The organism is Sphingomonas sp. 3-13AW (assembly GCF_049311085.1).
Classification (GTDB): Bacteria; Pseudomonadota; Alphaproteobacteria; order Sphingomonadales; family Sphingomonadaceae; genus Sphingomonas.
Genome location: NZ_JASNVZ010000019.1, coordinates 15,767 through 39,481 on the forward strand (window position 1 = coordinate 15,767; position 23,715 = coordinate 39,481).

General features: G+C 65.9%; 27 protein-coding genes. 17 read left to right on the forward strand and 10 right to left on the reverse strand.

Features of this window, described 5'->3' with window-relative positions; genetic code table 11:
* Positions 1–49 precede the first annotated feature (49 nt).
* Positions 50–571, forward strand: a complete 522-nt coding sequence (locus QP045_RS16330; RefSeq protein ID WP_422516061.1) for a MarR family winged helix-turn-helix transcriptional regulator — start codon at positions 50–52, stop codon at positions 569–571.
* Positions 572–580: 9 nt separating this feature from the next.
* On the opposite strand, the gene QP045_RS16335 is transcribed toward QP045_RS16330, so the two are convergent.
* The 3 genes from QP045_RS16335 to QP045_RS16345 form a co-directional block, all read right to left on the reverse strand.
* Entirely contained in the window at positions 581–1,390 is an 810-nt protein-coding gene (locus QP045_RS16335) for an IclR family transcriptional regulator (RefSeq protein WP_422516062.1), read from the reverse strand.
* A 93-nt stretch (positions 1,391–1,483) separates the two neighbouring features.
* The gene (locus QP045_RS16340) at positions 1,484–1,990 is read right to left on the reverse strand and encodes a VOC family protein (protein WP_422516063.1); all 507 of its coding nucleotides are present in this window, start codon (positions 1,988–1,990) and stop codon (positions 1,484–1,486) included.
* A gap of 71 nt (positions 1,991–2,061) precedes the next feature.
* Positions 2,062–2,967, reverse strand: a complete 906-nt coding sequence (locus QP045_RS16345; RefSeq protein ID WP_422516064.1) for a LysR family transcriptional regulator — start codon at positions 2,965–2,967, stop codon at positions 2,062–2,064.
* A 104-nt stretch (positions 2,968–3,071) separates the two neighbouring features.
* Here QP045_RS16345 and QP045_RS16350 point away from each other — a divergent pair, with 104 nt between their 5' ends.
* The 8 genes from QP045_RS16350 (at position 3,072) to QP045_RS16385 (ending at position 10,158) form a co-directional block, all read left to right on the forward strand.
* Entirely contained in the window at positions 3,072–3,887 is an 816-nt protein-coding gene (locus tag QP045_RS16350) for an alpha/beta fold hydrolase (RefSeq protein WP_422516065.1), read from the forward strand.
* A gap of 19 nt (positions 3,888–3,906) precedes the next feature.
* Positions 3,907–5,097 carry an LLM class flavin-dependent oxidoreductase gene (locus QP045_RS16355; protein ID WP_422516066.1) on the forward strand — a complete coding sequence of 397 codons (1,191 nt, stop codon included), beginning with the start codon at positions 3,907–3,909 and terminating at the stop codon, positions 5,095–5,097.
* 7 nt (positions 5,098–5,104) lie between these two features.
* The gene (locus tag QP045_RS16360; protein WP_422516067.1) at positions 5,105–6,022 is read left to right on the forward strand and encodes an alpha/beta hydrolase; all 918 of its coding nucleotides are present in this window, start codon (positions 5,105–5,107) and stop codon (positions 6,020–6,022) included.
* Positions 6,019–6,399, forward strand: coding sequence for a carboxymuconolactone decarboxylase family protein (locus QP045_RS16365; RefSeq protein ID WP_422516068.1), 381 nt, complete (start codon positions 6,019–6,021; stop codon positions 6,397–6,399). The genes QP045_RS16360 and QP045_RS16365 overlap by 4 nt, the downstream gene beginning before the upstream one ends.
* Complete coding sequence (gene ribB, locus QP045_RS16370; protein WP_422516069.1) at positions 6,389–7,531, forward strand: 3,4-dihydroxy-2-butanone-4-phosphate synthase; 1,143 nt, start codon at positions 6,389–6,391, stop codon at positions 7,529–7,531. Before QP045_RS16365 ends, ribB begins: the two co-directional genes overlap by 11 nt.
* A complete protein-coding gene (locus QP045_RS16375; protein WP_422516070.1) occupies positions 7,524–8,033 on the forward strand; it encodes a flavin reductase family protein in 510 nt (169 codons plus the stop codon). Before ribB ends, QP045_RS16375 begins: the two co-directional genes overlap by 8 nt.
* Positions 8,034–8,125: 92 nt before the next feature.
* Positions 8,126–9,433 (forward strand): LLM class flavin-dependent oxidoreductase, encoded by a 1,308-nt coding sequence (locus tag QP045_RS16380; RefSeq protein WP_422516071.1) that lies wholly within the window; start codon positions 8,126–8,128, stop codon positions 9,431–9,433.
* Positions 9,430–10,158, forward strand: coding sequence for an SDR family oxidoreductase (locus QP045_RS16385; protein WP_422516072.1), 729 nt, complete (start codon positions 9,430–9,432; stop codon positions 10,156–10,158). Before QP045_RS16380 ends, QP045_RS16385 begins: the two co-directional genes overlap by 4 nt.
* A gap of 3 nt (positions 10,159–10,161) precedes the next feature.
* Here the strand turns inward: QP045_RS16385 and QP045_RS16390 are convergent, their stop codons facing one another.
* Both QP045_RS16390 and QP045_RS16395 read right to left on the reverse strand, forming a co-directional pair.
* Entirely contained in the window at positions 10,162–10,494 is a 333-nt protein-coding gene (locus QP045_RS16390) for a carboxymuconolactone decarboxylase family protein (protein ID WP_422516073.1), read from the reverse strand.
* Positions 10,491–11,264, reverse strand: coding sequence for an HpcH/HpaI aldolase family protein (locus tag QP045_RS16395; RefSeq protein WP_422516074.1), 774 nt, complete (start codon positions 11,262–11,264; stop codon positions 10,491–10,493). The genes QP045_RS16390 and QP045_RS16395 overlap by 4 nt, the downstream gene beginning before the upstream one ends.
* 114 nt (positions 11,265–11,378) lie before the next feature.
* Between QP045_RS16395 and QP045_RS16400 the strand changes: the two genes are divergently transcribed.
* Complete coding sequence (locus QP045_RS16400) at positions 11,379–12,335, forward strand: alpha/beta hydrolase (protein WP_422516075.1); 957 nt, start codon at positions 11,379–11,381, stop codon at positions 12,333–12,335.
* Positions 12,335–12,724 carry a carboxymuconolactone decarboxylase family protein gene (locus QP045_RS16405; RefSeq protein WP_422516076.1) on the forward strand — a complete coding sequence of 130 codons (390 nt, stop codon included), beginning with the start codon at positions 12,335–12,337 and terminating at the stop codon, positions 12,722–12,724. Before QP045_RS16400 ends, QP045_RS16405 begins: the two co-directional genes overlap by 1 nt.
* Here the strand turns inward: QP045_RS16405 and QP045_RS16410 are convergent.
* Both QP045_RS16410 and QP045_RS16415 read right to left on the reverse strand, forming a co-directional pair.
* Positions 12,718–13,197, reverse strand: a complete 480-nt coding sequence (locus QP045_RS16410; protein ID WP_422516077.1) for a heme-binding protein — start codon at positions 13,195–13,197, stop codon at positions 12,718–12,720. The two genes, QP045_RS16405 and QP045_RS16410, sit on opposite strands and share 7 nt — an antisense overlap.
* A 286-nt stretch (positions 13,198–13,483) precedes the next feature.
* On the reverse strand, positions 13,484–13,615 hold the full coding sequence (locus QP045_RS16415) for a hypothetical protein (RefSeq protein WP_422516078.1): 132 nt from the start codon (positions 13,613–13,615) through the stop codon (positions 13,484–13,486).
* Positions 13,616–13,850: 235 nt separating this feature from the next.
* Between QP045_RS16415 and QP045_RS16420 the strand changes: the two genes are divergently transcribed.
* From QP045_RS16420 to QP045_RS16430, 3 genes are read left to right on the forward strand one after another with little or no spacing between them, the layout of a single operon-like run.
* The gene (locus QP045_RS16420; protein WP_422516079.1) at positions 13,851–15,176 is read left to right on the forward strand and encodes an MFS transporter; all 1,326 of its coding nucleotides are present in this window, start codon (positions 13,851–13,853) and stop codon (positions 15,174–15,176) included.
* Positions 15,157–16,053, forward strand: coding sequence for an amidohydrolase family protein (locus QP045_RS16425; protein WP_422516080.1), 897 nt, complete (start codon positions 15,157–15,159; stop codon positions 16,051–16,053). Before QP045_RS16420 ends, QP045_RS16425 begins: the two co-directional genes overlap by 20 nt.
* Entirely contained in the window at positions 16,050–16,853 is an 804-nt protein-coding gene (locus QP045_RS16430; RefSeq protein ID WP_422516081.1) for an amidohydrolase family protein, read from the forward strand. Before QP045_RS16425 ends, QP045_RS16430 begins: the two co-directional genes overlap by 4 nt.
* Here the strand turns inward: QP045_RS16430 and QP045_RS16435 are convergent.
* The 3 genes from QP045_RS16435 to QP045_RS16445 are packed head-to-tail and all read right to left on the reverse strand — an operon-like array spanning position 16,850 to position 20,114.
* Complete coding sequence (locus QP045_RS16435; protein ID WP_422516106.1) at positions 16,850–18,265, reverse strand: aldehyde dehydrogenase family protein; 1,416 nt, start codon at positions 18,263–18,265, stop codon at positions 16,850–16,852. The two genes, QP045_RS16430 and QP045_RS16435, sit on opposite strands and share 4 nt — an antisense overlap.
* Positions 18,266–18,267: 2 nt before the next feature.
* Positions 18,268–19,200, reverse strand: a complete 933-nt coding sequence (locus tag QP045_RS16440) for a DUF6282 family protein (protein ID WP_422516082.1) — start codon at positions 19,198–19,200, stop codon at positions 18,268–18,270.
* Positions 19,200–20,114, reverse strand: a complete 915-nt coding sequence (locus QP045_RS16445) for a hypothetical protein (protein WP_422516083.1) — start codon at positions 20,112–20,114, stop codon at positions 19,200–19,202. The genes QP045_RS16440 and QP045_RS16445 overlap by 1 nt, the downstream gene beginning before the upstream one ends.
* A gap of 238 nt (positions 20,115–20,352) precedes the next feature.
* Here QP045_RS16445 and QP045_RS16450 point away from each other — a divergent pair, with 238 nt between their 5' ends.
* The 3 genes from QP045_RS16450 to QP045_RS16460 are packed head-to-tail and all read left to right on the forward strand — an operon-like array spanning position 20,353 to position 23,713.
* Positions 20,353–22,503 carry an acetate--CoA ligase family protein gene (locus tag QP045_RS16450; RefSeq protein WP_422516084.1) on the forward strand — a complete coding sequence of 717 codons (2,151 nt, stop codon included), beginning with the start codon at positions 20,353–20,355 and terminating at the stop codon, positions 22,501–22,503.
* Between the two features lie 29 nt (positions 22,504–22,532).
* Positions 22,533–23,384: a p-hydroxycinnamoyl CoA hydratase/lyase gene (locus QP045_RS16455; RefSeq protein ID WP_422516085.1), complete on the forward strand. Its 852-nt coding sequence runs from the start codon at positions 22,533–22,535 to the stop codon at positions 23,382–23,384.
* A gap of 2 nt (positions 23,385–23,386) precedes the next feature.
* Positions 23,387–23,713, forward strand: coding sequence for a carboxymuconolactone decarboxylase family protein (locus tag QP045_RS16460; protein WP_422516086.1), 327 nt, complete (start codon positions 23,387–23,389; stop codon positions 23,711–23,713).
* Positions 23,714–23,715: the final 2 nt, after the last annotated feature.

The following is a 23,715-nucleotide window of genomic DNA, read 5'->3' on the forward strand; positions in this document are numbered from 1 at the left end:
ACGCTGCGGCATAGCTGGACAGGTCACAGGCGTTCGGACATCAGGGAGCATGGAACACGCTGCACAGCCGACGTCCGACGGGGGCACGACCTCCATTCTGCATCTCGTCAAGCAGGTGCAGTACAAGGCGTATGTGCGGCTTGAATCGATCCTGAGCCCTCTCGGTGTCACCGCGGTTCAGTTCCGCATTCTCACCACGCTTGCGACTCGGCCCAATCTGTCGTCGGCCGAGCTGGCGCGGCTTTACGACGTTAAGCCGCAGACCATGATCAAGCAGATCGCGCTGCTTGAGACCAAGCAGCTGGTCGATCGGCGGGTGAGCGATGCTAACAGGCGACTCCTGGAACTCAGCCTGACGGACGCGGGGGAGCGCGTGCTGGCGCAGCTTCGTACAGATTCCCGCGCGTTGGAGGCCGAACTGCTCGCGCCGCTGAAGGACGCCGACCAAGTGCGCCTGCGCGCATTGCTCACCACGTTGCTCGAATCGCTCAGCAGCGTGCCGGTCGTCGAGCAGGACGAAGTCGAAGAGCTCACGGACGACTATCGACGACCCGGCGTACAACGCCTGTAAGTCGAGCCCTTACCGAGTCGATTCCGCCTCCGGCTGGCCCGGCGCGGCTCCCATGCGCTGGGACACGGTCTGCGTCGCGTCGACCAGGAGCTTTACGAACTCCTTGTGCCGCGCCTTGCCCAGGAACTCGCTATGGCCGAGCAGCGTCAGCGTCGCCGCGATCCGCCCGCTATAGTCGAGGATCGGCGCCGCGATGCCTGCGAAGTTGCGGTTGAGCATGCCGACCGTTGAGGCGTAGCCGAGCTTGCGGACCTTCTTGAGACTGGCGGCCAGATCTTCAGGGGAGGGCGGGCGAGCGCTGCCCTCGCCATCATAGGCTTGCTGCGCCTCTAGCGCGCGCTCAGTATCATAGGGCGGCAGGTGGGCTAGAAAAACCAGGCCTGTCGCGGTGGTGGTCAAGGGCAGGATGTAGCCCAGGCGCACCGAAAACGATCCCTGCATCCGCCCGTCGGCCTTTGCGACGATGCACGGGCCACGGTCGCCCCAAAGGGACAGATAGACGGCGCAGTCGGTCCTGTCGCGCAGGCCCGTCAGCGCATCGGCAGCGAGGCCGACGACGTCCAGCTGGCGGATCGCGGCAAGCCCAAGCTGGATCGCGAACGAGCCCAGCCCATAGTGACCGTTCTGCGGGTCCTGATAAGCCATGTTCTCGCGCAGGAAGCTGACGAGATAGAGGTGCACCTTGCTGGGCGGCATGCCGGCGCGCGCCGCAATCTCGCGCAGCGGCAGCGGTCCTTCCGCCATGCGCAGCACGCGCAGGACGCGAAAGCCGACTTCGATCGACTGCACCCGTCGGCGCGATTGTTCCTTGTCCGACATGTGCCCTCGTCGCCGTGCCCCCGCTTCCTGCCAAAGGCACGGTCCGCTGTCCAGAATTCGTTCATGACGAACGAGGGTAGAAAGGGAGAGGCATCACCCGTGCTTGCGCTGATTCCACGCTGCTAGCGTCCCGTGTGCCTCACGCGCTGCCTCCTGCAGGAAGCCTGGAGCTTCAGTCCGGGCGGCGATTTCGAGCCGCAGGCCATTGGGGTCAAAGAAATAGATCGAGCGGACGAACTCATGGTCGACGACCGGAGTCGTCTTCACGCCATGGTCGGCAAGACGCTGGCGCATGCCCTCGACATCCGCCACCGAGTCGGTCTCGATCGCGAAATGCTGCACCCAGTCGGGAGTGTTGGGCGAGGGCGCCGGCATCTCGGTGCCGCCCAGGTCGAAGAAGGCGATGTAGGATCCATCGCCCAGCTGAAAGAAGAAATGAACATAGGGCGTTTTCTCGCCCGTGCTCGGCACTCGCTCCGACATCATGCAGTTCACCAGCGGAAGGCCCAGGATGTCCTCGTAGAAGTAGCGCGTTTCCTCCGCGTCGCGGCACGGATAAGCGAAGTGGTACAAGCCCTTGAGCGGTCGAGCGTCGGTCATGGCGAATTCCTTTCAGTCGCCAGACTAGCAGGTGCGGGGCAAGCCTCCGTCCCCCCGCCGGGAGGACGCCGTCAAACTGCGCAGGCGGCGTGCTGAACCATCATCTCGACAAAGCGGCGCAGCGCGGCCGAGCGATCGAGTGCCCGCCACACCAGCAGTACTTCGAACCGCAGTCCGAGATCGGCGATGGGGACGAGCCGCACGCTGGGAACTGGCGCGCGGGATCCTGCCGTGGTGACCAGCCCGACGCCCATGCCCACGGACACCAGGCTGAACAGGATCGAGTTGGTCGTGCATTCCTGGACGAAGCGGGGCGCGCTTCCGCTTTCAATGCAGGCAGACATCAGACGATCATGATAGCCGCGCGCGGTGGCGCGAGCGGGGCCGAGCACCGGCTGGTCGGCGATATCGGCCATCGTGACGGAATCGCGCGCAGCGAGCCGGTGGCTTTCATGCACCGCGAGCATCGTCTCACCGAAGCCGAGCGGCATGCGCTCCAGGCCTGCGGCATCGCGCTCGTCGATATGGGCGTCGTAGACGATCCCGACGTCCAGCGCGCCGTCTTTTAGCGCGGCGATCTGCAGCACGGATCCCATTGACCGCAGGTCGAGCGCCACTGCCGGTTCGTGCTCTCGGAAGTGGAGCAAGCCGCGCGAGATGAAGTGGTACGCGGCGATGATCTCGCTCAGGCCGATGCGGATCGTCCCGAGATGACCGCTGCCCATCCGACGGGCGCGGTCGACCGCGCGGTCCACCTGCGACAATATCTCCTCGACCTCGTCCAGGAATGCGCGACCGGCGCTCGAGAGGCGTACGCCCCGTGGCAGCCGCTCGAACAACTCGACACCGAGTTCGGTCTCGAGATCGCGGATCTGCCGGGTGAGGGCGGGCTGGGCGACACGCAGCGCGATCGCGGCGCGTCCGAAATGCTCCTCGCGGCCGATTGCCCGAAAATAGCGGAGGTGTCGCAGTTCCATCTCTAACTAATACTCACGAGGTATCGATTTCACAAGAACAAAGAATTGGACCTATCAGTCTCTGCGAAACACTGTCTGAACAACAGGTGGGTGAGTGGAACGTGATGGAAATCGAAGGTCTTGGCGATTTGCGCTTCGGCGCGCTGTCCACGCTCGACGTACTCGGAACCGAGATCGAGCTGTTCACCGCCGGACGCGGTGCGCCGTTGCTCTTCCTTCACGGACTGGACGGGATCGAGGGTGCCGCGGCGCTGCTTGAGGCGCTCGCCGAGGATTTCACGGTTTATGCGCCGTCGCACCCGGGTTTCGGCAACTCGGCGAGGCCTGCGCGGCTGAACCGCGTCGACGACTTGGGCTATTTCACACTCGACGTGATGGACTCCCTAGGGCTTGCCAGCGCGGTGGTCGTCGGTGTCTCGTTCGGCGCCTGGGTGGCGGCGGAGACGCTGACCAAGGCATCGGAGCGGGCCACGCTGCTCGTGCTGGCCTCGCCGTTGGGACTGCCCACGGCGGACCGGCGCGAACAACATGTCGCCGACGTCTTCATGCTCTCCCGCCAGGAACTCGGCGCCAGGATGCAGCTGGGCCCACCGGGTCCGGGAAGCGACATGGCCGTGCTGACGAAGCTGCCCGAGCCGCACATCCGCCGTCTGATGCGCAATGACGAGGCGGTCAGCCTCTATGGCTGGACACCCTATATGTCGAACCCCAAGCTTGGCGACCGACTGCACCGGATCGCCGTCCCGACGCTCGTCGCCTGGGGTGCGGAGGACGCCATTGTGCGAGCGCCCTACCGGGAGGCATGGCGCAGCGCGCTGCCCCAGGCGGATGTCGAGCTCTTCGCCGAAGCCGGCCACCGGATCCATGCCGACCAGCCGCAAAAGCTCGCCTCACGCATCGTCGCGCTCGCCGCCCGCTGACGCATTCCGGAGACATTCCATGAAGATCTGGCAATTCAGCGAGCAAGCCTATCATCCCGCCTTTGACGCGCCGGGCGCGATGCGCGTCACGCTGCCACAGCATCATTGCGACCCGGCGGAAGCGGGCAGGCTGCTGAACCGCTACCTCGACGAGTATCTGCTTGCGGACGAACTTGGGCTCAACATCATGGTCAACGAGCACCATGCTGCGGCGACCTGCATGTCGACCTCGTGTATGACGACACTTGCGATCCTCGCACGGCAGACCAGCAAGGCCCGGCTTCTGGCCCTCGGCATCCCGCTTGCCAACCGGTCCAACCCGTTGCGCGTGGCCGAGGAGATCGCGATGGCCGACTGCCTTTCGGGCGGTCGGCTGGAAGTCGGGCTCGTGAAGGGCGCGGCATACGAACTGTTCATGTCGAACCGTCAGCCGACCGACTTCATGGGCCGGTTCTGGGAAGCGCACGACCTGATCCTCGATGCAATCACCAACCAGGGCGAGAACTTCTCCTGGGAAGGCGAGCATTTCCACTATCGCACGGCCAGCCTGTGGCCCCGCCCGGTCCAGCAGCCGCACCCGCCGATGTGGGGGACTGCCTCCAGCGCCTTCAGCGCGCGTGAATATGGGCGGCGGGGCTACACTTGCGCAACTTTCCTTTCCGGCGCCGTCGCGCGAGCGGTGTTTGCGGGTTACCGCGAAGCCTATGCGGAGGCGCACGGACGCCAGGCCGGGCAGGACAAGCTGGCCTATCTCGCCTTGGTCGCGTGCGCGAGCGACACCGCGACCGCCTTCCGCCGCGCAGAGGCGATGAAAAGCTATTTCACCACGGCCGCCCGGCTCGACCCGCAGTTCCGCAATCCGTTGGGCTTCAACCCGGTCGAAGCCAATGTGCGCATGCTTCAGGCGGGCCCGGCGGCGATGCGGCCCAGGATGCGCAATGGGCAGCCATTGCCGGTCGACGGCACGATCGAGCAATATATGGATGCTGGCCTGTTCTTCGTGGGCACCCCCGACGAGGTTCACGCTCAGCTTGTCCAGTTCCACGCCGACACTGGCGGCTTTGGTAACCTGTTGATGATGGGGCAGTCGGGCGAGCTCGACCATGCCGACACCGCCGACAATCTGACGCTGGTTGCGCGCGAGGTCGCGCCGCGACTGGCCGAACTGACAGAGATCCCACTTGAGGTCCGCTATGAGGCGGTTGGTTGAGCCGAGGATGACAGGCGATGCCGCGCCCGCGCTGGCAGACGGGATCGCGCGCTATGTGGAGCTGTTCCGGGCGCAGCCACTCGCTAAAGACCTTGAGACGATGCGGCTGCTGGGTGACCTGACCGCAGAGCGCCTCGCTCAGGGCTACAGTCCCGCCGTCGATCGCTACGACACCTATATTGCGGCACCCGGGCGGGAAATACCCGTCCGCGTGTTCGATCCCGGCGGCGAAGAGGACCGCCCGGCGATCTGCTATTTCCACGGCGGCGGCTTCTCGATGGGCAGTATCGAGAGCTTCGACATCGGCTGTGCCGCCCTCGCGGAGGCAAGTGGGGCGGTGATCGTCAGCGTTCACTATCGGCGGCTGCCGGAGGTGACCTATCCTGCTGCACAGGACGATTGCGACCGCGCCTTCGCATGGCTACGTCGGCAAGCGGATGCACTCGGCGTCGATGCGCGGCGACTTGCCGTCGCAGGCGATAGCGCCGGCGCGCTGTTCGCACTCGCGACCGCGGCACAGGCACGCGACGCGGTGTGCTGCCAGCTCCTATTCTACGGTACCTTCGCGATGGATCCGGCCCGGCCCGCATACTCGGCGAGCATCGACCCGCTGTTATCGGGCGAGAGGGTGCGGGCCTATATCGAGTTGTTCAGCCGCTGCGGCGGGCACTCGGCCCCGATCGGCCGGAGCGACCTTGCCGGTCTTCCGCCCACACACATCGTTGCCGCCGAACTCGACCCGCTGTGCGGTGAGGGGCTGGAACTCGCGGAGCGGCTGCGGGCGGCGGGAGTGCGGGTATCCCTGCGGCATGCGGACGGCATGATTCACGGCTTTTTGCGCGCTGTCGGCGTGTCGGCAGCTGCGCGGGTCGAACTCGCGCGCGCGGCGATTGCGGTGCGCCCGTATCTGGAGAGGGCAAGATGAAGAAAGACGACAGCTACGAGCGTGGCAGGGCGATGCGCTTTGATATGTTCGGCGAGCCCGGCGTCCGCAGTCTCGACGCTAGCGACGATTTCAACGAGCCGCTGCAGGATCTGGTGACCCGCATGTGCTTCGGCGATGTCTGGAGCAGGGACGGGCTCGACCGGAAGACGCGGTCGATGCTCACCATCGCGATCCTGGTCGGTCAGTCGCGACCGGACCAACTGCGCAATCACATCAACGGCGCCCTCGCGAATGGCGTGACCAAGGACGAGATCCGCGAGATCCTGCTCCACGCCACCATCTATGTCGGGCTGCCGGCGGGTACCGACAGCTGGCGCCACGCCCGCGAAGCGCTGCAGGATGCCGATGCCTATTGAACCGGCCGCGGCCCCTGCCGCAGACCGCCTGCATGCGGCGATCTCCCCGATCGAGGAGATCATCGAGGCGGCGCGGAACGGGCAGCCTTACATCCTTGTCGATGCCGAGGACCGCGAGAACGAGGGGGATGTCATCATCCCCGCGCAGTTCGCGACGCCGGCGCAGATCAATTTCATGGCGCGGCACGCCCGCGGCCTGATCTGCCTGGCGATGACCGAGCAGCGTGCCCGGGAGCTGCGCCTGCCGCCGATGGTGGCGGAGAACAACTCGGGCCATCGCACCGCCTTCACGATTTCAATCGAGGCCCGCGAAGGGGTGACCACGGGTATCTCCGCGCACGACCGTTCGCACACGATCTCGGTTGCGATCGATCCGTCAAAGGGGTGCGACGACATTGTCTCCCCGGGGCATGTCTTCCCACTGGTGGCACGCGCTGGCGGCGTGCTGGTGCGCGCGGGCCATACCGAGGCGGCGGTCGACGTATCGCGGCTGGCGGGACTGATGCCGTCGGGCGTGATCTGTGAAGTGCTCAACGACGACGGCACGATGGCGCGCTTGTCCGATCTGGTCGCCTTTGCCCAACTCCACGCGCTCAAGATCGGCACGATCGCGGATCTGATCGCCTATCGCCGGCGGACCGAACGCTCGGTCGAACGCGTGCACGAGGAAGCGTTCGACACCATTCATGGCGAAGGGTTTCGGCTCTCCGTCTTTCGCAGCACGATCAACAACGTCGAGCATGTCGCGCTCTCTCGCGGAGTGATCGATCCGCATGTTCCGACGCTTGTGCGCATGCACCGGCTGGACTTCGTCTCGGACATGCTGGGACCGCCGACGGAACGGCGCAGCTATGTGCAACGTGCCCTCTCGCGGATCGGCGAGCACGACGGGCCCGGGGTGATCGTGTTCATCCGCGACCCCTCGGGAAGCGCGATTTCCGAACGGCGGGCGGCAGGTACGGGGCCCATGCGGGACCAGCGCATCCGCGACTATGGCGTCGGCGCGCAGATCCTCCTCGACCTGGGCGTGGGCGACCTCGTGCTGCTGACGGACAGCGAGGCCCGGCTGTCCGGCATCGAAGGCTATGGATTGCGGATCGTCGGCAGGGAAGGACTGGGCGGATATGAATGAGATCACGAGCGCGCCGCTGACGATCGCGGAGCAATTGCGTGCGGGGCTCCGCCGGCTCGGCAAGGCGGTGGTGGTCATCACCTGCTGGCACGAGGATCGTCGCTGGGCGATGACCGCAACGGCGGTCAGCGAGCTCAGCATGGATCCGCCGTCGCTGCTGGTGTGCGTCAACAAGACCGCCAGCCTGCACGGCCCCCTGACCGAGGGCGCGAACTTCTGCGTCAACATCCTCCATGCCGATCACCTGCACGTGTCGCAAGCGTGCAGCGGCAAGGCCAAGGGCGAGGCGCGTTTCAGCGAGGGCGGGTGGGACGCGGCACCCGACGGGACGCCCTATCTGAACGATGCGCAGGCGAGCTTCTTCTGCCGCTACGAGACTCACGTCGAATATGGCACGCACGCCGTGGTGATTGGGGCGGTGACCGCGGTCTCCTGGTCCGGTGAGGTCGATCCGCTGATCTACCTCGATGGCGGCTATGCCCGTGCCGCGCGGATCGGCTGACGGGGCCTCTTTCAAGTTATAAGCCTCGCTGCTATAAGCATGGCTGTCACCAAGCGCGACAACGCGCTGGGAGAGGAAGCGGAGGGTACCCCATGCAGTTCGGCCTGTTCTACGAACATCAATCGCCTGCGCCATTCGATGCCGAAAAGGACCGCGTGATCTTCCATAATGCGCTCGACGAACTCGAGCTCGCAGACAAGCTCGGCTATGACTATGCGTGGCTGGTCGAGCACCACTTCCTTGAGGAATATTCGCACAGCTCCGCGCCGGAGGTATTCCTCGGCGCGCTAAGCCAGCGGACCAAGCGCATGCGCCTGGGCCACGGCATCTGCGTGATGCCGCCCAAGATCAACCATCCGGCGCGCGTGGCCGAGCGGATCGCCACGCTCGACCTGCTTTCCAACGGCCGCATCGAATGGGGCACGGGGGAGAGCGGCACCGCGGTCGAGCTGGAGGGCTTTGGCGTCGATCCCGATCTCAAGAAGGGCATGTGGCGCGAAGCCACCGAACAGACCGCCAACATGCTGACGATGACGCCGTATCCCGGCTTCGACGGCGAGCATTTCTCGATGCCCACGCGCAACGTGGTACCCAAGCCGATCCAGGCCCCGCACCCGCCCCTGTGGGTGGCCTGCTCGCGCCGCGACACCATCCTCCACGCCGCCCGCAACGGGATGGGCGCGCTGGTGTTCGGCTTCGCGGCGCCCGAACAGGCCGGCAAATGGGTCGAGGAATATTATGACATCATCCGTTCCGAGGAGTGCGTGCCGATCGGCCATGCCGTGAACGCCAATTTCGCGATCGTGACCGCGCTTTCGGTCAACGAGGACGCCCAGGAGGCGATCGCACGCGGTACCGAGGGCTTCAAATATTTCGGCTATTCCCTGGGCTTCTACGCCTCGTTCGGTCGCCATGTGCCCGGCCATTCGACGGTTTGGGAGGGTTTCAAGCAGGCCGAGGCCGGGATCGAGGACAATCACGGCAATGGCGGCATCGGCACGCCCGATCAGGTCTATGAACACTGCAAGGCCTACGCCGACGTGGGCGTCGACCAGATCATCTTCGTCCAGCAGACGGGACCTGCGAACCACGACCATATCTGTGAATCGCTCGAGCTGTTCGCGACGACGGCGATGCCGCGGCTGAAGGTCGGCGAGGAGGAACGGCTGGCCCAGAAGCAAGCGGATCTCGCCCCCTATATCGAGGCGGCATTGGCCCGAAAGCCCCGAATGGCGCCGATTGCGCGGGAGGAGATCGAGCCGGTTCGTTCCTATGGCCTGCGCAAGAAGGAAGCGGGCACGTTCGAGAACGTGCGCTCCGACCGCGGCGGCGGCGTTGCTGTCGTGGCGGACGACCCGCTCGCACTGGTGTCCAACCAGGCGGAAAAGGCGACGCGATGAGCATTCTCGCCGGCCGGGTCGTGGTGATCACCGGTGCGAGTTCGGGCATCGGCCAGGCTTGTGCCATGGCCTTCGCCGTCAAGGGAGCCAAGGTGGTGCTGGCAGCGCGTCGAACCGAACGGTTGGAGGCGCTGGTGACCAGGCTAACCGCGGCGGGCGGTGAGGCGCTCGCGGTCGCGACCGACGTGACCGAGGAGGCCGCGGTCGAGCACTTGTTCGCCACGACGATGGCCCGCTTCGGCGGCGTCGACGTGTTGGTCAACAACGCAGGGATCGCCGACAGCACGCCCGCGGAAGAGGCCGCACTCGCGCTGTGGCGCCGCGTCATCGACACCAACCTGACCTCCGCCTTTCTATGCGCCCGCGCGGCGATCCCCCTCATGAAGGAACGGGGACATGGGCGGATCATCAACGTAGGCTCGATTTCCGCGCGCGTGCCCCGGGCCAACAGCCCTGCCTACACAGCGAGCAAGTGGGGCCTGGACGGGCTGACCCGTGCCTTGGCGATCGACTGCCGTGTACACAACATTGCGGTGTCGATCTTCCATCCCGGCATCGTCGCGACCGAGCTTGGCGGCGGGCTCAGTAGCCTGCCTGACGATCTGGTCGCGACGCCCGAGGATGCCGCCGACGTCGTCGTCCATATGGCGGACCTGCCGGACCACCTCAACTTCTACGAAGCGCTGGTCGTACAGAATAAAATCCAGTTCCTGGGACGCGGATAGCCGCTACGCCGGCGTCGCCGCCTGCGCATCCACCAGCGTCTTGAGCTTGCGCGCGGCGCTGATGGCCACCGGCCAGCCCGCGTAGAAGGCGATGTGGGCGATCGCCTCCCCGAGTTCCTCCGCCGTCAGCCCGTTTTCGAGACCCAGCTCCATGTGCCCCTGCGCTTGATCACGGCCAAGTGCCACGAGGCATGTCACCGTAATCAGGCTTCGGTCGCGCGCGCTGAGCTGCGGGCGTTCCCAAACCCGGTCGTACAGGACATCCTGCGTGATCTCGTCCAGGAGCGGCGCGACGCTCGCGAGTTCCCGCCCCCGGCCGCCGGAGGGGCGCTTCACCTCGCGCTCGCGCGATAGGGCGCGAAGTTCGCCGCAGCGGCGTTCAGCGCGCCGCGCATCAGACCCAGGTCGTTGAGCCAGGCGAAATAGCGAACGCCGCGTGCGCTATAGGATTCGAGTTGGGCGGCATTGGCGACGACGGTGCCGATATGCTTGCGCCCCTTCGCCACCTCGATCACGCGATCGATCGCGGCTGCGACTTCAGGATGGCTCGCATTGCCGGGGTGGCCGTAGGAGGCGCTGAGGTCGCCCGGGCCGATGAACACCACGTCGAGCGCCTCGATCTCGCACAAGGCCTCGATGTCCTTGACCATCTCGCGGTTCTCGACATGTACGGCCACGAGCGTGTCGGCATTCGCCCGCGCCTCGTAATTGGGCATCGTGCCATAGCCGGCGGCGCGGCAAGCGCGGGCCGAACCGCGCTTGCCCAGCGGCCAGTATTTGGCGCGCTGGATCACCTCGCGAACTTCCGCTGCACTACGCAGCGAGGGCACCTGGATCCCGCTGGCACCGCTGTCGAGCACGTGGAGCAGGTTGGCTTCTGCCGCGTCGGGTGTGCGGATCACGGTGCTCATTCCCATCCGCTCGGACGTGCGGATGATGTTCTCGATCTGGCTGTGCGTGAAGCAGCCGTGCTCCGCATCGACGATCAGGAAGTCGAAGCCGGAAAGTCCGAACAGCTCCGCGATTTGCGGCGAATCCACCTTCAGGAAGCTGCCGAACACGGTTCCGCCCGCTGCCAGCTTCCGCTTCACGTCCGCATTGAACACAGCATCCCCCTTGCGTCTTAGTTGCCATTTACAAACACCATTCAACATGGCACCGCTTCGACGATAAGCCAAGCGGTGATAGCCGCCGCGGTCCAGGTCACGACAGGAGAGGGTGTGCACGAGACCCGAGGGCCTCAGCCTGAACTCGCGGACGGGCTGGCGGCCTATCTCGCGGCCGTGCGCCGCCCGATCGGCTCGCCTCTGCCGCTTGAGACCGTGCGGTTGCTCGCGGACCGCGACGCCCACCGCGTCGCCTTTCCCCGCGCGGCGGGAATGACAGTCGCCAGCAGCTTCGCTCCTGGGGGAGGGCAGGAAACCCCGGTGCGGATTTATCGCCCGTCCGGCGCGGGGCGGCAGTCCGCGATCCTCTATTTCCACGGTGGCGGTTTCACGACTGGCAGCATCGAAAGCTATGATGGCCTGGCGACGGCGCTTGCGGAAGCGACCGGTGCGACGGTGATCAGCGTGCAGTATCATCGCCTGCCGGAGGCGACTCCGCGGTCGGTACTGGAGCAATGCCGGTCGGTACTCGGCTGGATCGTGCGCACGGCGGACACGCTGCAAGTCGATCGGACGCAGCTGGCCGTTGCGGGAGACAGCGCGGGAGCCTTCCTCGCGACCCAGCTGGCGGTGGTTGCGCGCGATGCGGGCGGCCCCCGGCTCACGTGCCAGTTGCTCTGCTATGGTGCGTATGCCCTCGACCCGGGCCGCGCCAGCCTGGTTGCGACGCACGACGCCGGGTTGCCACAGCCCGCGATCGAAGCGATGATCGCCACCTACCGAGAATGCAGCGCCCGCGACGTCGCCCCGCTGGCGTCACCGCTTTCTCTTGACGATCTCTCGGGACTTCCGACCGCCCTGATCCTCTCCGGCGAGCACGACGCGCTGCTCGAGGAGGGCCGCGATTATGCCGCACGCCTGCGTGCCGCGCGCGTGTCGGTTGAGGAGCGGATCGCGCCGGGCATGTGCCACGGATTCCTGCGCGCAGTCGCCTTCTCGGAGCCAGCCCGCGCCGAGATGCGCTGGCTGGGCAACGCCTATCGCAACCACCTCCAGGCAAGGATGAACTGATGGCCCTCAAGACCCACGATCCCGCATTCCAGGCAGGGCGCGAGATGCGCAAGGAGCTTTTCGGGGCCGCCAGCATCGAGCGTCTCGATGCCGCGGACGACTTTCACGAGCCGTTGGAGAACTACGTCACCTCTGCTTGCTTTGGCGAGACATGGACGCGGCCGGGGCTGACGCTGCGGGAGCGGAGCCTGATCACCATGGCGATCTGCGCCGCTCTGAACCGGCACACGCCGCTCAAGCGGCTGGTGAAATGCGCTATCGCCAATGGCGCGACCAAGGAGGACGTTCGAGAGGTACTGCTCCAGACCACACTCTACATCGGCGTTGCCGGCGGAGTCGAAAGCTGGGGTCTGGCGGCGGAGGCGTTGAAGGAGATCGACGCCTATTGAGCGGGCGGCGCGGGTCTGGCCGCCTTCAGACCCGCCGCCTCGACCCCCGCGGTGGCGCAGGCGGCATCGTCGGCCGGCTTGCCGCCCGACACCCCGACACCTCCGAGCAAGACACCGTCGGCAGTGTAGATCGGGATGCCGCCCGCCAATGTGGCGACGTTGGGCATGCCGGCCGGCGGATTGAGTGCGGCCATATCCGCCGTGGCGCGCCCGAACTTTGCCGCGGACACCGCCTTCCAGCGTGCGATTTCCCCGCCAGCGACCGACACGTCATCCATGTGCGCGAGCGTCACGGGCATGCCATGCGGTTCCAGCACGACGATCGCCACGCGCAGCTTCCGCTCCGTGGCCCAATGGAGACAGGTGTCGCGGATGGTGGCGGCGTTCGCATAGTCGAGACGCGGCCGAGCAGTCTGTGCGCCCAGCGGCATCGCCGGCAGGAGCAGGGCTACGGAAAGGGCGAGGCGGACCAAGCTGCGTGCTCCCGGAAATTATTTCAGGTTTGCCAAGTGGGCCACGATCGCCTCGCGCTGTGCGGGTTCCTTACTCCGTAGATCGCATTTTCGTGCCGGGCACCAGCGCCCTTGGGCTCGCGAGATAGGGATCCAGCTTCGCCTTGTCCGACCGGATCGGGGCGCCCTTCATAGCTGCCGAATAGGCAGATCCGGGCTTCGATCCGGCAGGCGCATCGAGAATGCCGAACAGGTTCGGACCGATGCCCGGCGCACGATCTCCGGTTATCGTGTGGCAACCCCGGCATTATGCAAAGGCCGCAGGGAATGCCGTATCCGCGCCGGTCGCGGCAGGAGCGGCACCATGCGCGATGAACGGGGTGGACAGCAGCGCAACCGCGTTCATCGCGAAAATCGCCGGGCTGGCTTGCAACCACATGTCTCTCTCCTGCTTGGCGACCGTCCAACGGGATTCCAAGCCTGGTTTTGGGGCGAAACGGACTCATTACGCAATAGGGAGACGCATACTGCTGAACGCCATTGTATATAAACGTATTGCAGCGAGCGCCCGGGGGCTGCACTATCCCCGCAGAAACGACGCACGGAAAATTCGGCGTAGGAGAGCGGTTGTGGCGGCTATGAATCACGAACGGGCGATTGATCCGCCCGCAACGATGAGCGTTTACCAGTGGGCAGTGGTGGCGCTGTGCTGCGTCATCAATATAGCCGATGGTTTCGATGTCGTATCGCTCGCGGTGGCCGCGCCGGTATTGACCAAGCAGTGGCACGTCGACCCGGCGATCCTTGGCACGATGTTCAGCGCGTCCGCGGTGGGCCTGGTGATCGGCGCGTTCGTGATCGGGCCGATGGCCGACAAGGTGGGCCGCCGGCCCGTGATGCTCAGCGCGCTGGGCACGCTGGCCGCAATGCTCCTGCTCAGTGGCCTCGCAACGGACATCTGGCAGTTGTTCGTGTTGCGGACAATCACCGGCATCGGCCTCGGGACACTCGTCGTCTGCCTCAACACCACGGTGGCAGACAATTCGAGCGCCAAGGCCCGCAACATGTCGCTTGCCGTTCTCCACATCGGCTTCACCTTCGGGATGATGCTCGGAAGCGCGATTGCCGCCTATGTCCTCCAGAGCGGCGGGTGGCGCCTGATCTTCATCGCTGCCGGCTCGCTCAACCTCTTCACGCTGGCCTGCGGGGTGCTGCTGCTCAGCGAATCCCGCGACTTTCTGGTCCGGCGCCAGGCACCGGGCGATCTGGCCCGGCTGAACCGCATCCATCGTCGCATGCGGATCGCCGAACTGGCAGTCATGCCGCCAAAGCCGCCCGCTGCCGCCCAGCGGGGCGCAGCCATGCGCGCGATGCTCTCCCCGGAACTGCGCAGCTGGACGATCCTCGTCTGGGTCGCCTCCGCTACGTACGCGATCGTTGGCTATTTCCTACTCAACTGGAAGCCCACGATCCTCGCCAACGCCGGCCTCTCGCCCGCGCTCGCCGCCGCCAGCGGAGTCATCACGGGGGCATGCGGGACGGTGGGGCACCTCACCATGGGCATGCTCGGCCGCCGGGTCGGGGAGGGGAGGCTGACCGCGATATACTTCGCCTGCGCGGCAGTCACCTTGGTCGTCTTCGGCATGATGCCGCCTGCGCCGATCCCGCTGCTGGCGGTCGCGGGTGTCACGACCTTCTTCGTCGTAGGCGCTTATACCGGGCTCTTCCTGGTGTCGGTGACGATGTACCCACCCGCGATCCAGAATGCCGGCGTCGGATATGTCGTGGGGTTCGGCCGGATCGGCGCCATTATCGGTCCATCGATCGGCGGCTGGCTGCTCAGCGCAGGACTGAGCCGAATGGACACCTATTTCGTCTTTTCCGCCATCGCCGTGATCCCGGTGATCGCCATGTATCTCGCCAACCAGGTTGCCGCTCGGGGCCCCCGCCACCGCGACGCGACCGGTTCAGGAGCTTTCGATGCCGAACCCGCAGTTTAGATTGTTCGACACCCACGCCCACTTCTTCACCAACGACATTGCGCGCTACCCCGCCGACGCAAGTGGGGCTCGCGAAGGCCGGGACGTGATGATGGCGCGGCTGGAGCGCGATCCGGCAACGGCTGAGCGGGTGCTGGCGCTATGGAATGCGTGCGGCGTCGCGGGCGGTGCGGCGGTGCAGTACAACACCGTCTACAAGACGGACAATCGCTACACGATCGACGTGGCCGATGCGCACCATGACCGCGTCTCGGCAGTGCTCATCCTGGATGCCGCGGCGCCGGAAACGCCCGAGCAGCTCCGCGCCCTTACCGGGCGGCACAATGTCAGCGGACTGCGCCTGTTCGGCTATCCCGATGCCGCCGGTGAATATCCCTGGCTAGACTCGCCGGCGGCGCTGAAGACCTGGGATGTGGCCGCGGAGATGCGCCTGAACATGGTGGTGATGTACGCCCCGGGCGCGCCCTCTTTCGCGGCGCTGCGGCGCGTGGCGGCGTTGGCGCGGCGCTATCCGCAGACCGTGATCGCGCTCGATCATTGCGGCTGGCCGGGCCCGCACGGCGGAGCCGCAGGCACGATCGGGCCTGAGCATCTTGAGCTGGTCGACGTTCCGAACATCCATTTCAAGCTCACCCAGATCAATCTGAACCGCTTTGCGGAAAGCGCGATCGATCCGGCCGACTTCGTCCGGCGGATGGTCGAAACGTACGGAGCCGGCCGGCTGATGTGGGGATCTGACCTCGGCAACACCAAGGTAAGCTATGCAGAGATGGCCGAACAGGCGATCGCCGCGACGCAGCTGCTTGCCGAAGCCGACCGGCACCGGGTGCTGCACGACAATGGCGCGCGACTGTTTGGGGATCGGCTCGGATCGTGACTGCCGCGCCCGAGCCGCCCGCCATCGACGCGCACGCCCACGTGTTTACCCGTACCATGCCCTTCACGGACACGGCCTGGACACGGCCGGACTATGACTATCCGGTCGAGGCTTATCTCGCAGATCTCGACGCGCACGGGATCGCGTTCGGCGTGATCACCGCGGCGAGCCTGTTCGGGGAGTATAACGACTACACCCTGGCTGCACTGGCCCAGCACAAGCGCTTGCGCGCAACAGTGATGCTGGATCAGGACACTGCGCCGGCGGAGCTGGCGTCGCTTCGTGCGCAGGGTGTCTGCGGCGTGCGTTTCCAAATCCCGCTGAAGGTCGCGCTGCCCGACCTGCAGGGCTACCGCTTCCGCCGCTTCGTCACGCGGCTTGCGGACGCGGGCATGCACCTCGAGCTGAACCTGGGTGGGGAGCAACTCGCACAGATGCTGCCGGCGCTGGCGGACGCGCGGGTGCCCATCGTGGTCGATCATTTCGGCCTGCTGCGAAGCGAAGGCGAACTGGAGGGGCCGGGATTCACGGCCTTGCTCCATGCGGTTCAGGCAGGGCGGACCTGGGTCAAGGTCTCGGCCGGGTTCCGCCTCCCTCCTGAGCGGCTGGAGGCTTATGCACAGCGGCTGCTCGGCAGTGCGGGGCCCGACAGGTTGTTCTGGGGCAGCGATGCGCCCTTTGTCGGCGCCGAGGACCGGGTGCGCTACGCCGACACGCTCGACACCCTCTACCGGATCGTCCCCGATCCGCGGGACCGGAGACGCATGTCGGACGCGGCGTTGCGCTTCTACTTCTTCTAGAGGTTCAGCGGCATGGCGTGGATCACCTGCGCCTGGGTATATTCCTCTAGCCCTTCCAGGCCCATTTCGGTGCCAAGCCCGGACTGCTTAAGCCCGCGGAAGGGGATGCGGGGATCGATCGCCACCAACTGGTTGATCCAGACGGTGCCCGACGTGACACGGCTGGCGACGTCGCAAGCCCGTTCCAAGTCGCGGCCCCAAACCGTACCACCCAAGCCATAATCGGTGCCGTTGACCCGTTCGATCAGCGCGTCCACGTCATCGTACTTGAGCACGGGCAGAACCGGGCCGAACTGTTCCTCGCGAACGAGCGCGGCATCATCCGCGATGTCCCGCACGATCGTCGGCGCAATGAAATAGCCCGGGCGGTCGAGCGGCTCGCCGCCGGCGATGACGGTGCCATGCTCCTTGCTGGCCGCGATCAGGGCGGAGACCTTCTCATACTGCTGCCGGTTCTGAACCGGGCCGATCTGCGCACCCTGGTTTGCGCCATCATCCACCACCATCTCGCGCGCCAGCCTGGCAAGCTCGTCGCAAAACGCATCGTACATCGGCTCCGGCACATAGGCGCGCTTGATCGCGACGCAGATCTGCCCGGCGTTGCGCATCGCGCCCTCGAACACCTTGCCCGCCACCGCGGTCGGATCGACATCGTCAAGCACGATCGCGGCATCGTTGCCGCCCAGCTCCAGGGTAACCCGCTTCAGCGTGTCGGCAGTTCCGGCGAGGACCTTCTTACCGGTGGCCGTCGATCCGGTGAACGCGATCTTGGCGATCCCCGGATGTGCCGTGATCGCGCGCCCCAGCTCATTCTCGTCGCATACGACATTGATCACGCCCGCCGGGAGAATGTCGCGGCAGAGCTCTCCGAACAGGCAGGTGGTAAGCGGTGTCGTCGGCGCCGGCTTGCACACAAGGGTGTTACCCGAAACCAGCGCGGGTCCGACCTTGTTGACCAGCAGCATCAGCGGGAAGTTCCACGGGGTGATCGCCGCCACCACGCCAAGCGGCGTCCGATGCTCGATCACGCGCACTGCCCCGTCTTCGCGGAGCACCCGCGGTTCGAGGCGCATTGCGGCAAAGGTGCGCAGCACGAAGGCGCTGCCGCGCACTTCCTTGACGGCTTGATCGAGCGGCTTGCCCTGTTCGGCGGTGAGCAGCGCCGCGAACTCGTCCGCGCGCGCTTCCAGCGCCGCGGCGATCTCAAGGATCTTGTCCGCACGCCCTCCGACCGGCGTTGCCGCCCACCCGCCAAAGGCACGCTGCGCCGCCGCCACCGCCGCGTCGAGCTGCGCGGCATCCGCCTTGGGGCAGCGGGCAAAGGCCCGCTCCGTCGCCGGATTGATCACGTCGAAGCTTGCGGCGCCCGCATGCAGCTCGCCGCCGATCAGCAGGTGATAGTCGCGCTCCATGCTCATGCCCTCGCGACCACGCGATCGACGTCCGCCGGATCGGTGTGGGGCGCGACATCGTCCAGTCCCATCAGCTTTGCTGCATTGCCGCCGATCATCGCGCGAATCTCGACGTCGTCATAGCCGATCTCGATCAGCATCTGGATGACAAAGCGCAGGCCCTCGACCGGAGTGGGGTTGCCGACCTGGCCCAGGTCGGATCCAATGATGGTGTTGGGCACGCCGCCGGACTCGATGCACATCTTCAGGCTGTCGTGGCTGTAGGTCTTGCCCTGAACCCCGGCCCACATGCAGCAGCTGTGTTCGAGATAGGCGCCCATCTTCGCCAGCTCCGCCATGTCGGGAGGCGTGCAACCGATCAGGAAGGTCGGATGATTGACCAGCAGCCGGGTGATGCCGCGCGCCTTTGCCTCGTTGAAGAGCGGCCAGATCTCGCTGATGTGGAGATGCCCGGCTGACAGGACGGCGTCATATTCCGCGATCTGGTCGAGGACGGCCTTGACCTCATCCTTCAGCGTACCGCGATCGTCAATCACCGTAAGCATGATCGGGTCGAGCATCCTCTCCTTGGTGGGAAGGAACTGCTTGCGGTGAGAATGGCGGATATGATTGGCAGCCGAGAAGGTCGGCATCCACACCAGCCGCGCACCCAGCTTGAAGCCGTGCTCGACGGCATAGGGGTTGATGCCGCCCGTCGTGTTGTTGCAAGGCACGCCGCTTAGCAGCTGGACCTTGCCCGGCATCACCTCATCCAGCAGGGCCGTGACGGGGGTCACCGAGTAATAGTGGTCCTTAAACAGGATCGCGCGCAGGCCTGCGGCCTCCCCCTCCTTGATTGCTTCAACATGATTGAGGCGGCGCGGCATCACCGAGGGGCCACTGTGACAATGGAGGTCGATCGCGCCCTTCAGCAGTTCGGTGATCCGGTCGGTCATTATGCTTCATCCTCGGTCACAGGCAGCGGGTAGTCGGCGGCGTTGAGCACCCAGCCGGGCTTGGCCGAAAAGTCGCGGCGCGGCGGGCAAAAAGCGTCGAGCAGGCGGTTGAGCCCGGGGGCGACGCCCTGCGAAGTGTGGGTCGCCGGCGGCGGGATCACGGCGACCGATGGTGCCGCGCAACGCGCATGGTGGTCCTCGATCCACTGCGTGGAATCGCTGATCCACGGCCAACGAAGGTGGTGGATGTAATCGCCGTCGAGCGCGATGGAATATTGTTCGAAGTCGTCGTGGTGGTGCGGCGACAGATTGTCCGCGGCACGCGGGCCGACGCGGCCATCGCCGAAGTTCACCATGATAGTCTGTCCGCGATAGATCCGCCCGAAGCGGCCCTGCTCTGGCGCGACATCGCCGGGATAGACGCGAACCTTGCGACCACCGATCGGCTCCGGCCATTCCTGGAGTGGAGGAACATTGGGGTCGGGCGAGGCATAGTCGCGCGCATTCGAGCATTTGGCGGCGAGGTCGGCTGCGCGCGTGGTGAACAGCCGCAGGACGCGACCACCCTTGCGCACGGTGACCTTACTGTTTCCCGCCGGCACGAAGACGACGCTGCGGCCGCGGGCGACCTCGGTACCCTCAGCGATCTCGATTGCGATCTCAGCGTCGTCGTCGGGAAGCACGATCGCATATTCGTCGGGCTGATCGGCGCGGGAGAGCACAGCGCCTTCCTTGGCCGCCGTATAGGCGACGATCATGGTCTGCCCGCGGGCGTACCAGGTCTCCGCCTGCGGATCGGCATCCTGCGGAGCTTCTTCGTAGAAGCGTCCATAGCTCGCTTCCTTGAAGCTCGTCGGCGTCGGCGCCTTGGAGGGAGGTGCGAGGCTGGTCCGAAGATCGTCACGCCCGTACATCGGCTCTCCTCCAGGTTCGCCGGTTTTCCGGCCTTTGTCGCGCCGCAATCTAGAGCGGCGCGGAGGCGGGCGTCTAATCCCGATTTGAAGAAGCCCCGATGCCTTGAAAGTATCGATACCGGCGAAGTTCATCGATATCGCGATCCTATCGTTCGCCGCCGAAATTGGCATTGGACCCCGAAGTGCGCCGGCCCCCAACATGAGTGCGAGCCGAATTCGGCCATGAGGGGAGGCGCGATTGCCGGGAGACAAGGAAGCCGATGCCGCCACGCTGCCGGACGATCATCCGCCCGATCCGGCGCTTGGACCGGCGCTGGCGCGGCTGTTGCAGCCGCGTTCAATCGCGATCGCTGGCGCTTCGCCCGATTCGGCAACCATGGGCGGCGTTATCCTGGCCAATTGCGACCGGTTCGGCTTTTCAGGCGATCTTCATCTGATCAGCCCCACGCGCGACGACATTGGCGGCAGGGCTTGCGTCCGCTCCGTCGACGACCTGCCGGAGCGTGTCGATGCGCTGGTCCTCAATGTGCCGCGCGCGGCGATCCTTCCCGCGATCCAGGCAGCCGCCCGGCGCAAGGTCGGCGGCGTCATCGTGTTTTCGTCGGGGTTCGCCGAGGCTGGGCCGGAGGGGCAGCGGGAGCAGGACCAGATCGCCGCCATCTGCCGCCGCGCCGGCATGGCCCTGCTCGGGCCCAATTGCATGGGCTTTGTGAACTACGCAGGCGGCATCGCGCTCAGCTTTGAGCCCGTCACGCCGCAACCACTGGGTGCGCGCCGCAGTGTGGCGGTCATCGCGCAGAGTGGGGCCGCGGCTTCGGGGATCCGCAGCGGCATGCAGGGGCGCGGGATTTCGGTCGCGCTCCAGGCGGCCCTCGGAAACGAGGCGGTGGTGCGTGCGAGCGACCTGGTCGACCGCATCGTTGCCGAAGGCCGCGCCGACGCGATCGCCCTTTATGTGGAGCAGATCCGCGACCCCGCAGCCTTCCTCGCCGCCGTCCGGCGCGCGCGGGAGGCCGGTGTTCCGGTGATCATGATGCACCCCGGGCGCAGTAAGCGCGGCCAGGAAGCCGCGCAGTCGCATACGGGTTCGATGGTGGGCGACTATGCCTTGATGCGCACGTCGGTCGAAAACGAAGCCGTGGTGGCGGTGGATACGATGGACGAGCTCTTCGACACCCTGGCCATCCTGCATCGCTATCCGACGCCGACCCGTGGGGAGATCGGCGTCGTCACGAACTCGGGCGCGATCCGTGGCATGGCATTCGATTTTGCCGAGGACATCGGCCTTCCGATCGCCCAGGTGTCGGACGTAACGCTGGAGCGACTGGGCGCTCTGCTGCCGGCCGGCATGGAAATTGACAATCCGCTCGACGTCGGTACGACCGGTTTTGCCAAGGCCGACATCTTTGGCCTCGCAACGGCGGCAATGCTGGCCGACCCAGGGGTGAGCGCCGTGCTGCTGCCCATGGCTGGTGGAGGCCCATCGCAACAGCGCGCGAAGGCGGAGGCGATCGTCCCCGAGGCGCTCGCCTCCACAAAGCCAGTGGTGGTCGCCATTACGGGCGACGAGTCCGTCCTCGATCCTGAATTCCTTCTGGCGATGCGTGCCAGTGAAACCCCGCTGTTCCGTTCCCCGGAGCGGGCGATGCGGGCGCTTCGTCTGGTTCGGCGCTATGCCGCGGCCTTGCATGCGTCCGCAGATCGAACCCCGCCCGCCGCGGGGCGTGCGCGCTGGGCGGAGCCCGGGGTGAAGCCTGAATATCAGGGCAAGGACTTCCTCCGCAGCATCGGGGTACGTGTGCCCGAGGGTGCGCTTGCCGCGACCGTGGACGAGGCGGTCGCGATCGCCGCGCGCATCGGTTTCCCGGTAGTCCTGAAGGCGCAGGCCGCAGCGCTCAGCCACAAGAGCGACGCCGGCGGCGTGGCACTCAACCTCCGCGACGAGGCGGCGCTGCGCAAGGGCTGGACCGGAATGATGGACCGGCTGGACGGCACCGTGCTCGACGGGGTGCTGGTGGAGCAGATGTCGGCGCCCGGGCTCGAACTGGTCGTGGGCGCGCGCAACCACCCGGAATGGGGGCCGTCGGTGATGGTTGGCCTGGGCGGAGTGCTGATCGAGGCGCTCGATGCGGCAGAACTGCTGCCCGCAGACATCTCGCATGCCCGCGCGGTCGAGCGGATCCGTGCACTGCGCGGCGCTAAGCTTCTGGGCGAATTTCGCGGCCGGCCGCCGCGCGATGTCGATGCGGTCGCGGACGTGGTGGTGAAGGTAGGCGCCGCAATGCGGGCCGGCACCGGCATCGAGGAAATCGACATCAATCCGCTCATGGTGCTGGCGCAGGGTGAGGGCGCAGTCGCCCTCGACGCCCTGATCATCACCGGGGCCTGAACAGGGAAACTGGCAAGATGGAAACGACGATGGCGACCGACGAAAGCAAGCCCATCCCCGGCGGCAATACCGTGCTGGTGGAATTCGACGAGGGGATCGCCTGGGTCCACCTCAACCGGCCCGAGAAGCGCAACGCGATGAGCATGGAACTTGCGCGCGAGATGAACGCCGTGCTCGACGCGCTGGAAACCGACGATCGCTGCGGCGTGATCGTCCTGACCGGCAAGGGCGAGGCTTTCTCCGCAGGCATGGACCTGCAGGGCTTCTTCCGTGCATCGGACGCGGTCAGCGACGTCGAGCGGCATCGCGCCTATCGCGAGACCCGTGCGTGGCAGTGGCGCACGCTGATGCACTATGCGAAGCCGACGATCGCCATGGTGAATGGCTGGTGCTTCGGCGGCGCCTTCACCCCGCTGATCTGCTGCGACCTGGCGATTACCGACCAGGACGCGGTGTTCGGCCTGTCCGAGATCAACTGGGGGATCATTCCGGGCGGCGTGGTTTCCAAGGCGATCGCGACGCTGATGGGGGACCGCGAAGCGCTCTATTATGTGATGACCGGCGAGAAGTTCGACGGCCGCCGTGCCAAGGAGCTTCGCCTCGTCAACGAGGCAGTGCCGGCCGCCGAGCTCAAGGAGCGCACCCGCGCTCTTGCGCAAGTGCTGCTCACCAAGAACCCGACCGTCCTGCGGCAGGCGCGCATGGCGTATAAATATGCGCGCGAGATGGATTGGGAGCTTGCCGCCGAATATCTGACAGCCAAGGTGGATCAGACTACCTTCGTGGATCGCGAGCGCGGCCGAGAAAAGGGCCTCGCGCAGTTCCTCGACGAGAAGAGCTTCAAGCCGGGGTTCGGCCATTATAATCGGGATGCGGAGTAACCATGCAGCGACCCAGTGCAGCCAAGGGCAGCGAGCTTTCGGAGGTCGCTCCCGGTTTCGTCGAGATGACCGACCGCATTCTTTACGGCGAGGTCTGGGAACGCGGTGGCCTGTCGAAGCGTGACCGCTCGCTGCTGACTGTCGCGTCGCTGATGACCGCCAATCGGCATCAGCAGCTTGAGGCGCATCTGGGGCTCGCCCTCGACAATGGGGTGACCAAGGAAGAACTCGGCGAGGCGCTGCTCCACCTCGCATTCTATTCTTCGTGGCCGGCGGCGGTGACTGCATCGCGGACCTTGCTGGACGTGGTCAAGAAGCGCGAGGATTGACC

Bases quoted from the DNA above. Each gene is read 5' to 3' on its own strand.
- QP045_RS16435 (WP_422516106.1), bottom strand. From the start codon at position 18,265: ATGGAGCGCGACTATCACCTGCTGATCGGCGGCGAGCTGCATGCGGGC.
- QP045_RS16360 (WP_422516067.1), top strand. From the start codon at position 5,105: ATGACAGGCGATGCCGCGCCCGCGCTGGCAGACGGGATCGCGCGCTAT.
- QP045_RS16420 (WP_422516079.1), top strand. From the start codon at position 13,851: ATGAGCGTTTACCAGTGGGCAGTGGTGGCGCTGTGCTGCGTCATCAAT.
- QP045_RS16440 (WP_422516082.1), bottom strand. From the start codon at position 19,200: ATGACCGACCGGATCACCGAACTGCTGAAGGGCGCGATCGACCTCCAT.
- QP045_RS16375 (WP_422516070.1), top strand. From the start codon at position 7,524: ATGAATGAGATCACGAGCGCGCCGCTGACGATCGCGGAGCAATTGCGT.
- ribB (WP_422516069.1), top strand. From the start codon at position 6,389: ATGCCTATTGAACCGGCCGCGGCCCCTGCCGCAGACCGCCTGCATGCG.
- QP045_RS16345 (WP_422516064.1), bottom strand. From the start codon at position 2,967: ATGGAACTGCGACACCTCCGCTATTTTCGGGCAATCGGCCGCGAGGAG.
- QP045_RS16350 (WP_422516065.1), top strand. From the start codon at position 3,072: ATGGAAATCGAAGGTCTTGGCGATTTGCGCTTCGGCGCGCTGTCCACG.
- QP045_RS16415 (WP_422516078.1), bottom strand. From the start codon at position 13,615: ATGTGGTTGCAAGCCAGCCCGGCGATTTTCGCGATGAACGCGGTTGCG.
- QP045_RS16355 (WP_422516066.1), top strand. From the start codon at position 3,907: ATGAAGATCTGGCAATTCAGCGAGCAAGCCTATCATCCCGCCTTTGAC.
- QP045_RS16385 (WP_422516072.1), top strand. From the start codon at position 9,430: ATGAGCATTCTCGCCGGCCGGGTCGTGGTGATCACCGGTGCGAGTTCG.
- QP045_RS16455 (WP_422516085.1), top strand. From the start codon at position 22,533: ATGGCGACCGACGAAAGCAAGCCCATCCCCGGCGGCAATACCGTGCTG.
- QP045_RS16425 (WP_422516080.1), top strand. From the start codon at position 15,157: ATGCCGAACCCGCAGTTTAGATTGTTCGACACCCACGCCCACTTCTTC.
- QP045_RS16335 (WP_422516062.1), bottom strand. From the start codon at position 1,390: ATGTCGGACAAGGAACAATCGCGCCGACGGGTGCAGTCGATCGAAGTC.
- QP045_RS16365 (WP_422516068.1), top strand. From the start codon at position 6,019: ATGAAGAAAGACGACAGCTACGAGCGTGGCAGGGCGATGCGCTTTGAT.
- QP045_RS16330 (WP_422516061.1), top strand. From the start codon at position 50: ATGGAACACGCTGCACAGCCGACGTCCGACGGGGGCACGACCTCCATT.
- QP045_RS16340 (WP_422516063.1), bottom strand. From the start codon at position 1,990: ATGACCGACGCTCGACCGCTCAAGGGCTTGTACCACTTCGCTTATCCG.
- QP045_RS16460 (WP_422516086.1), top strand. From the start codon at position 23,387: ATGCAGCGACCCAGTGCAGCCAAGGGCAGCGAGCTTTCGGAGGTCGCT.
- QP045_RS16445 (WP_422516083.1), bottom strand. From the start codon at position 20,114: ATGTACGGGCGTGACGATCTTCGGACCAGCCTCGCACCTCCCTCCAAG.
- QP045_RS16380 (WP_422516071.1), top strand. From the start codon at position 8,126: ATGCAGTTCGGCCTGTTCTACGAACATCAATCGCCTGCGCCATTCGAT.
- QP045_RS16405 (WP_422516076.1), top strand. From the start codon at position 12,335: ATGGCCCTCAAGACCCACGATCCCGCATTCCAGGCAGGGCGCGAGATG.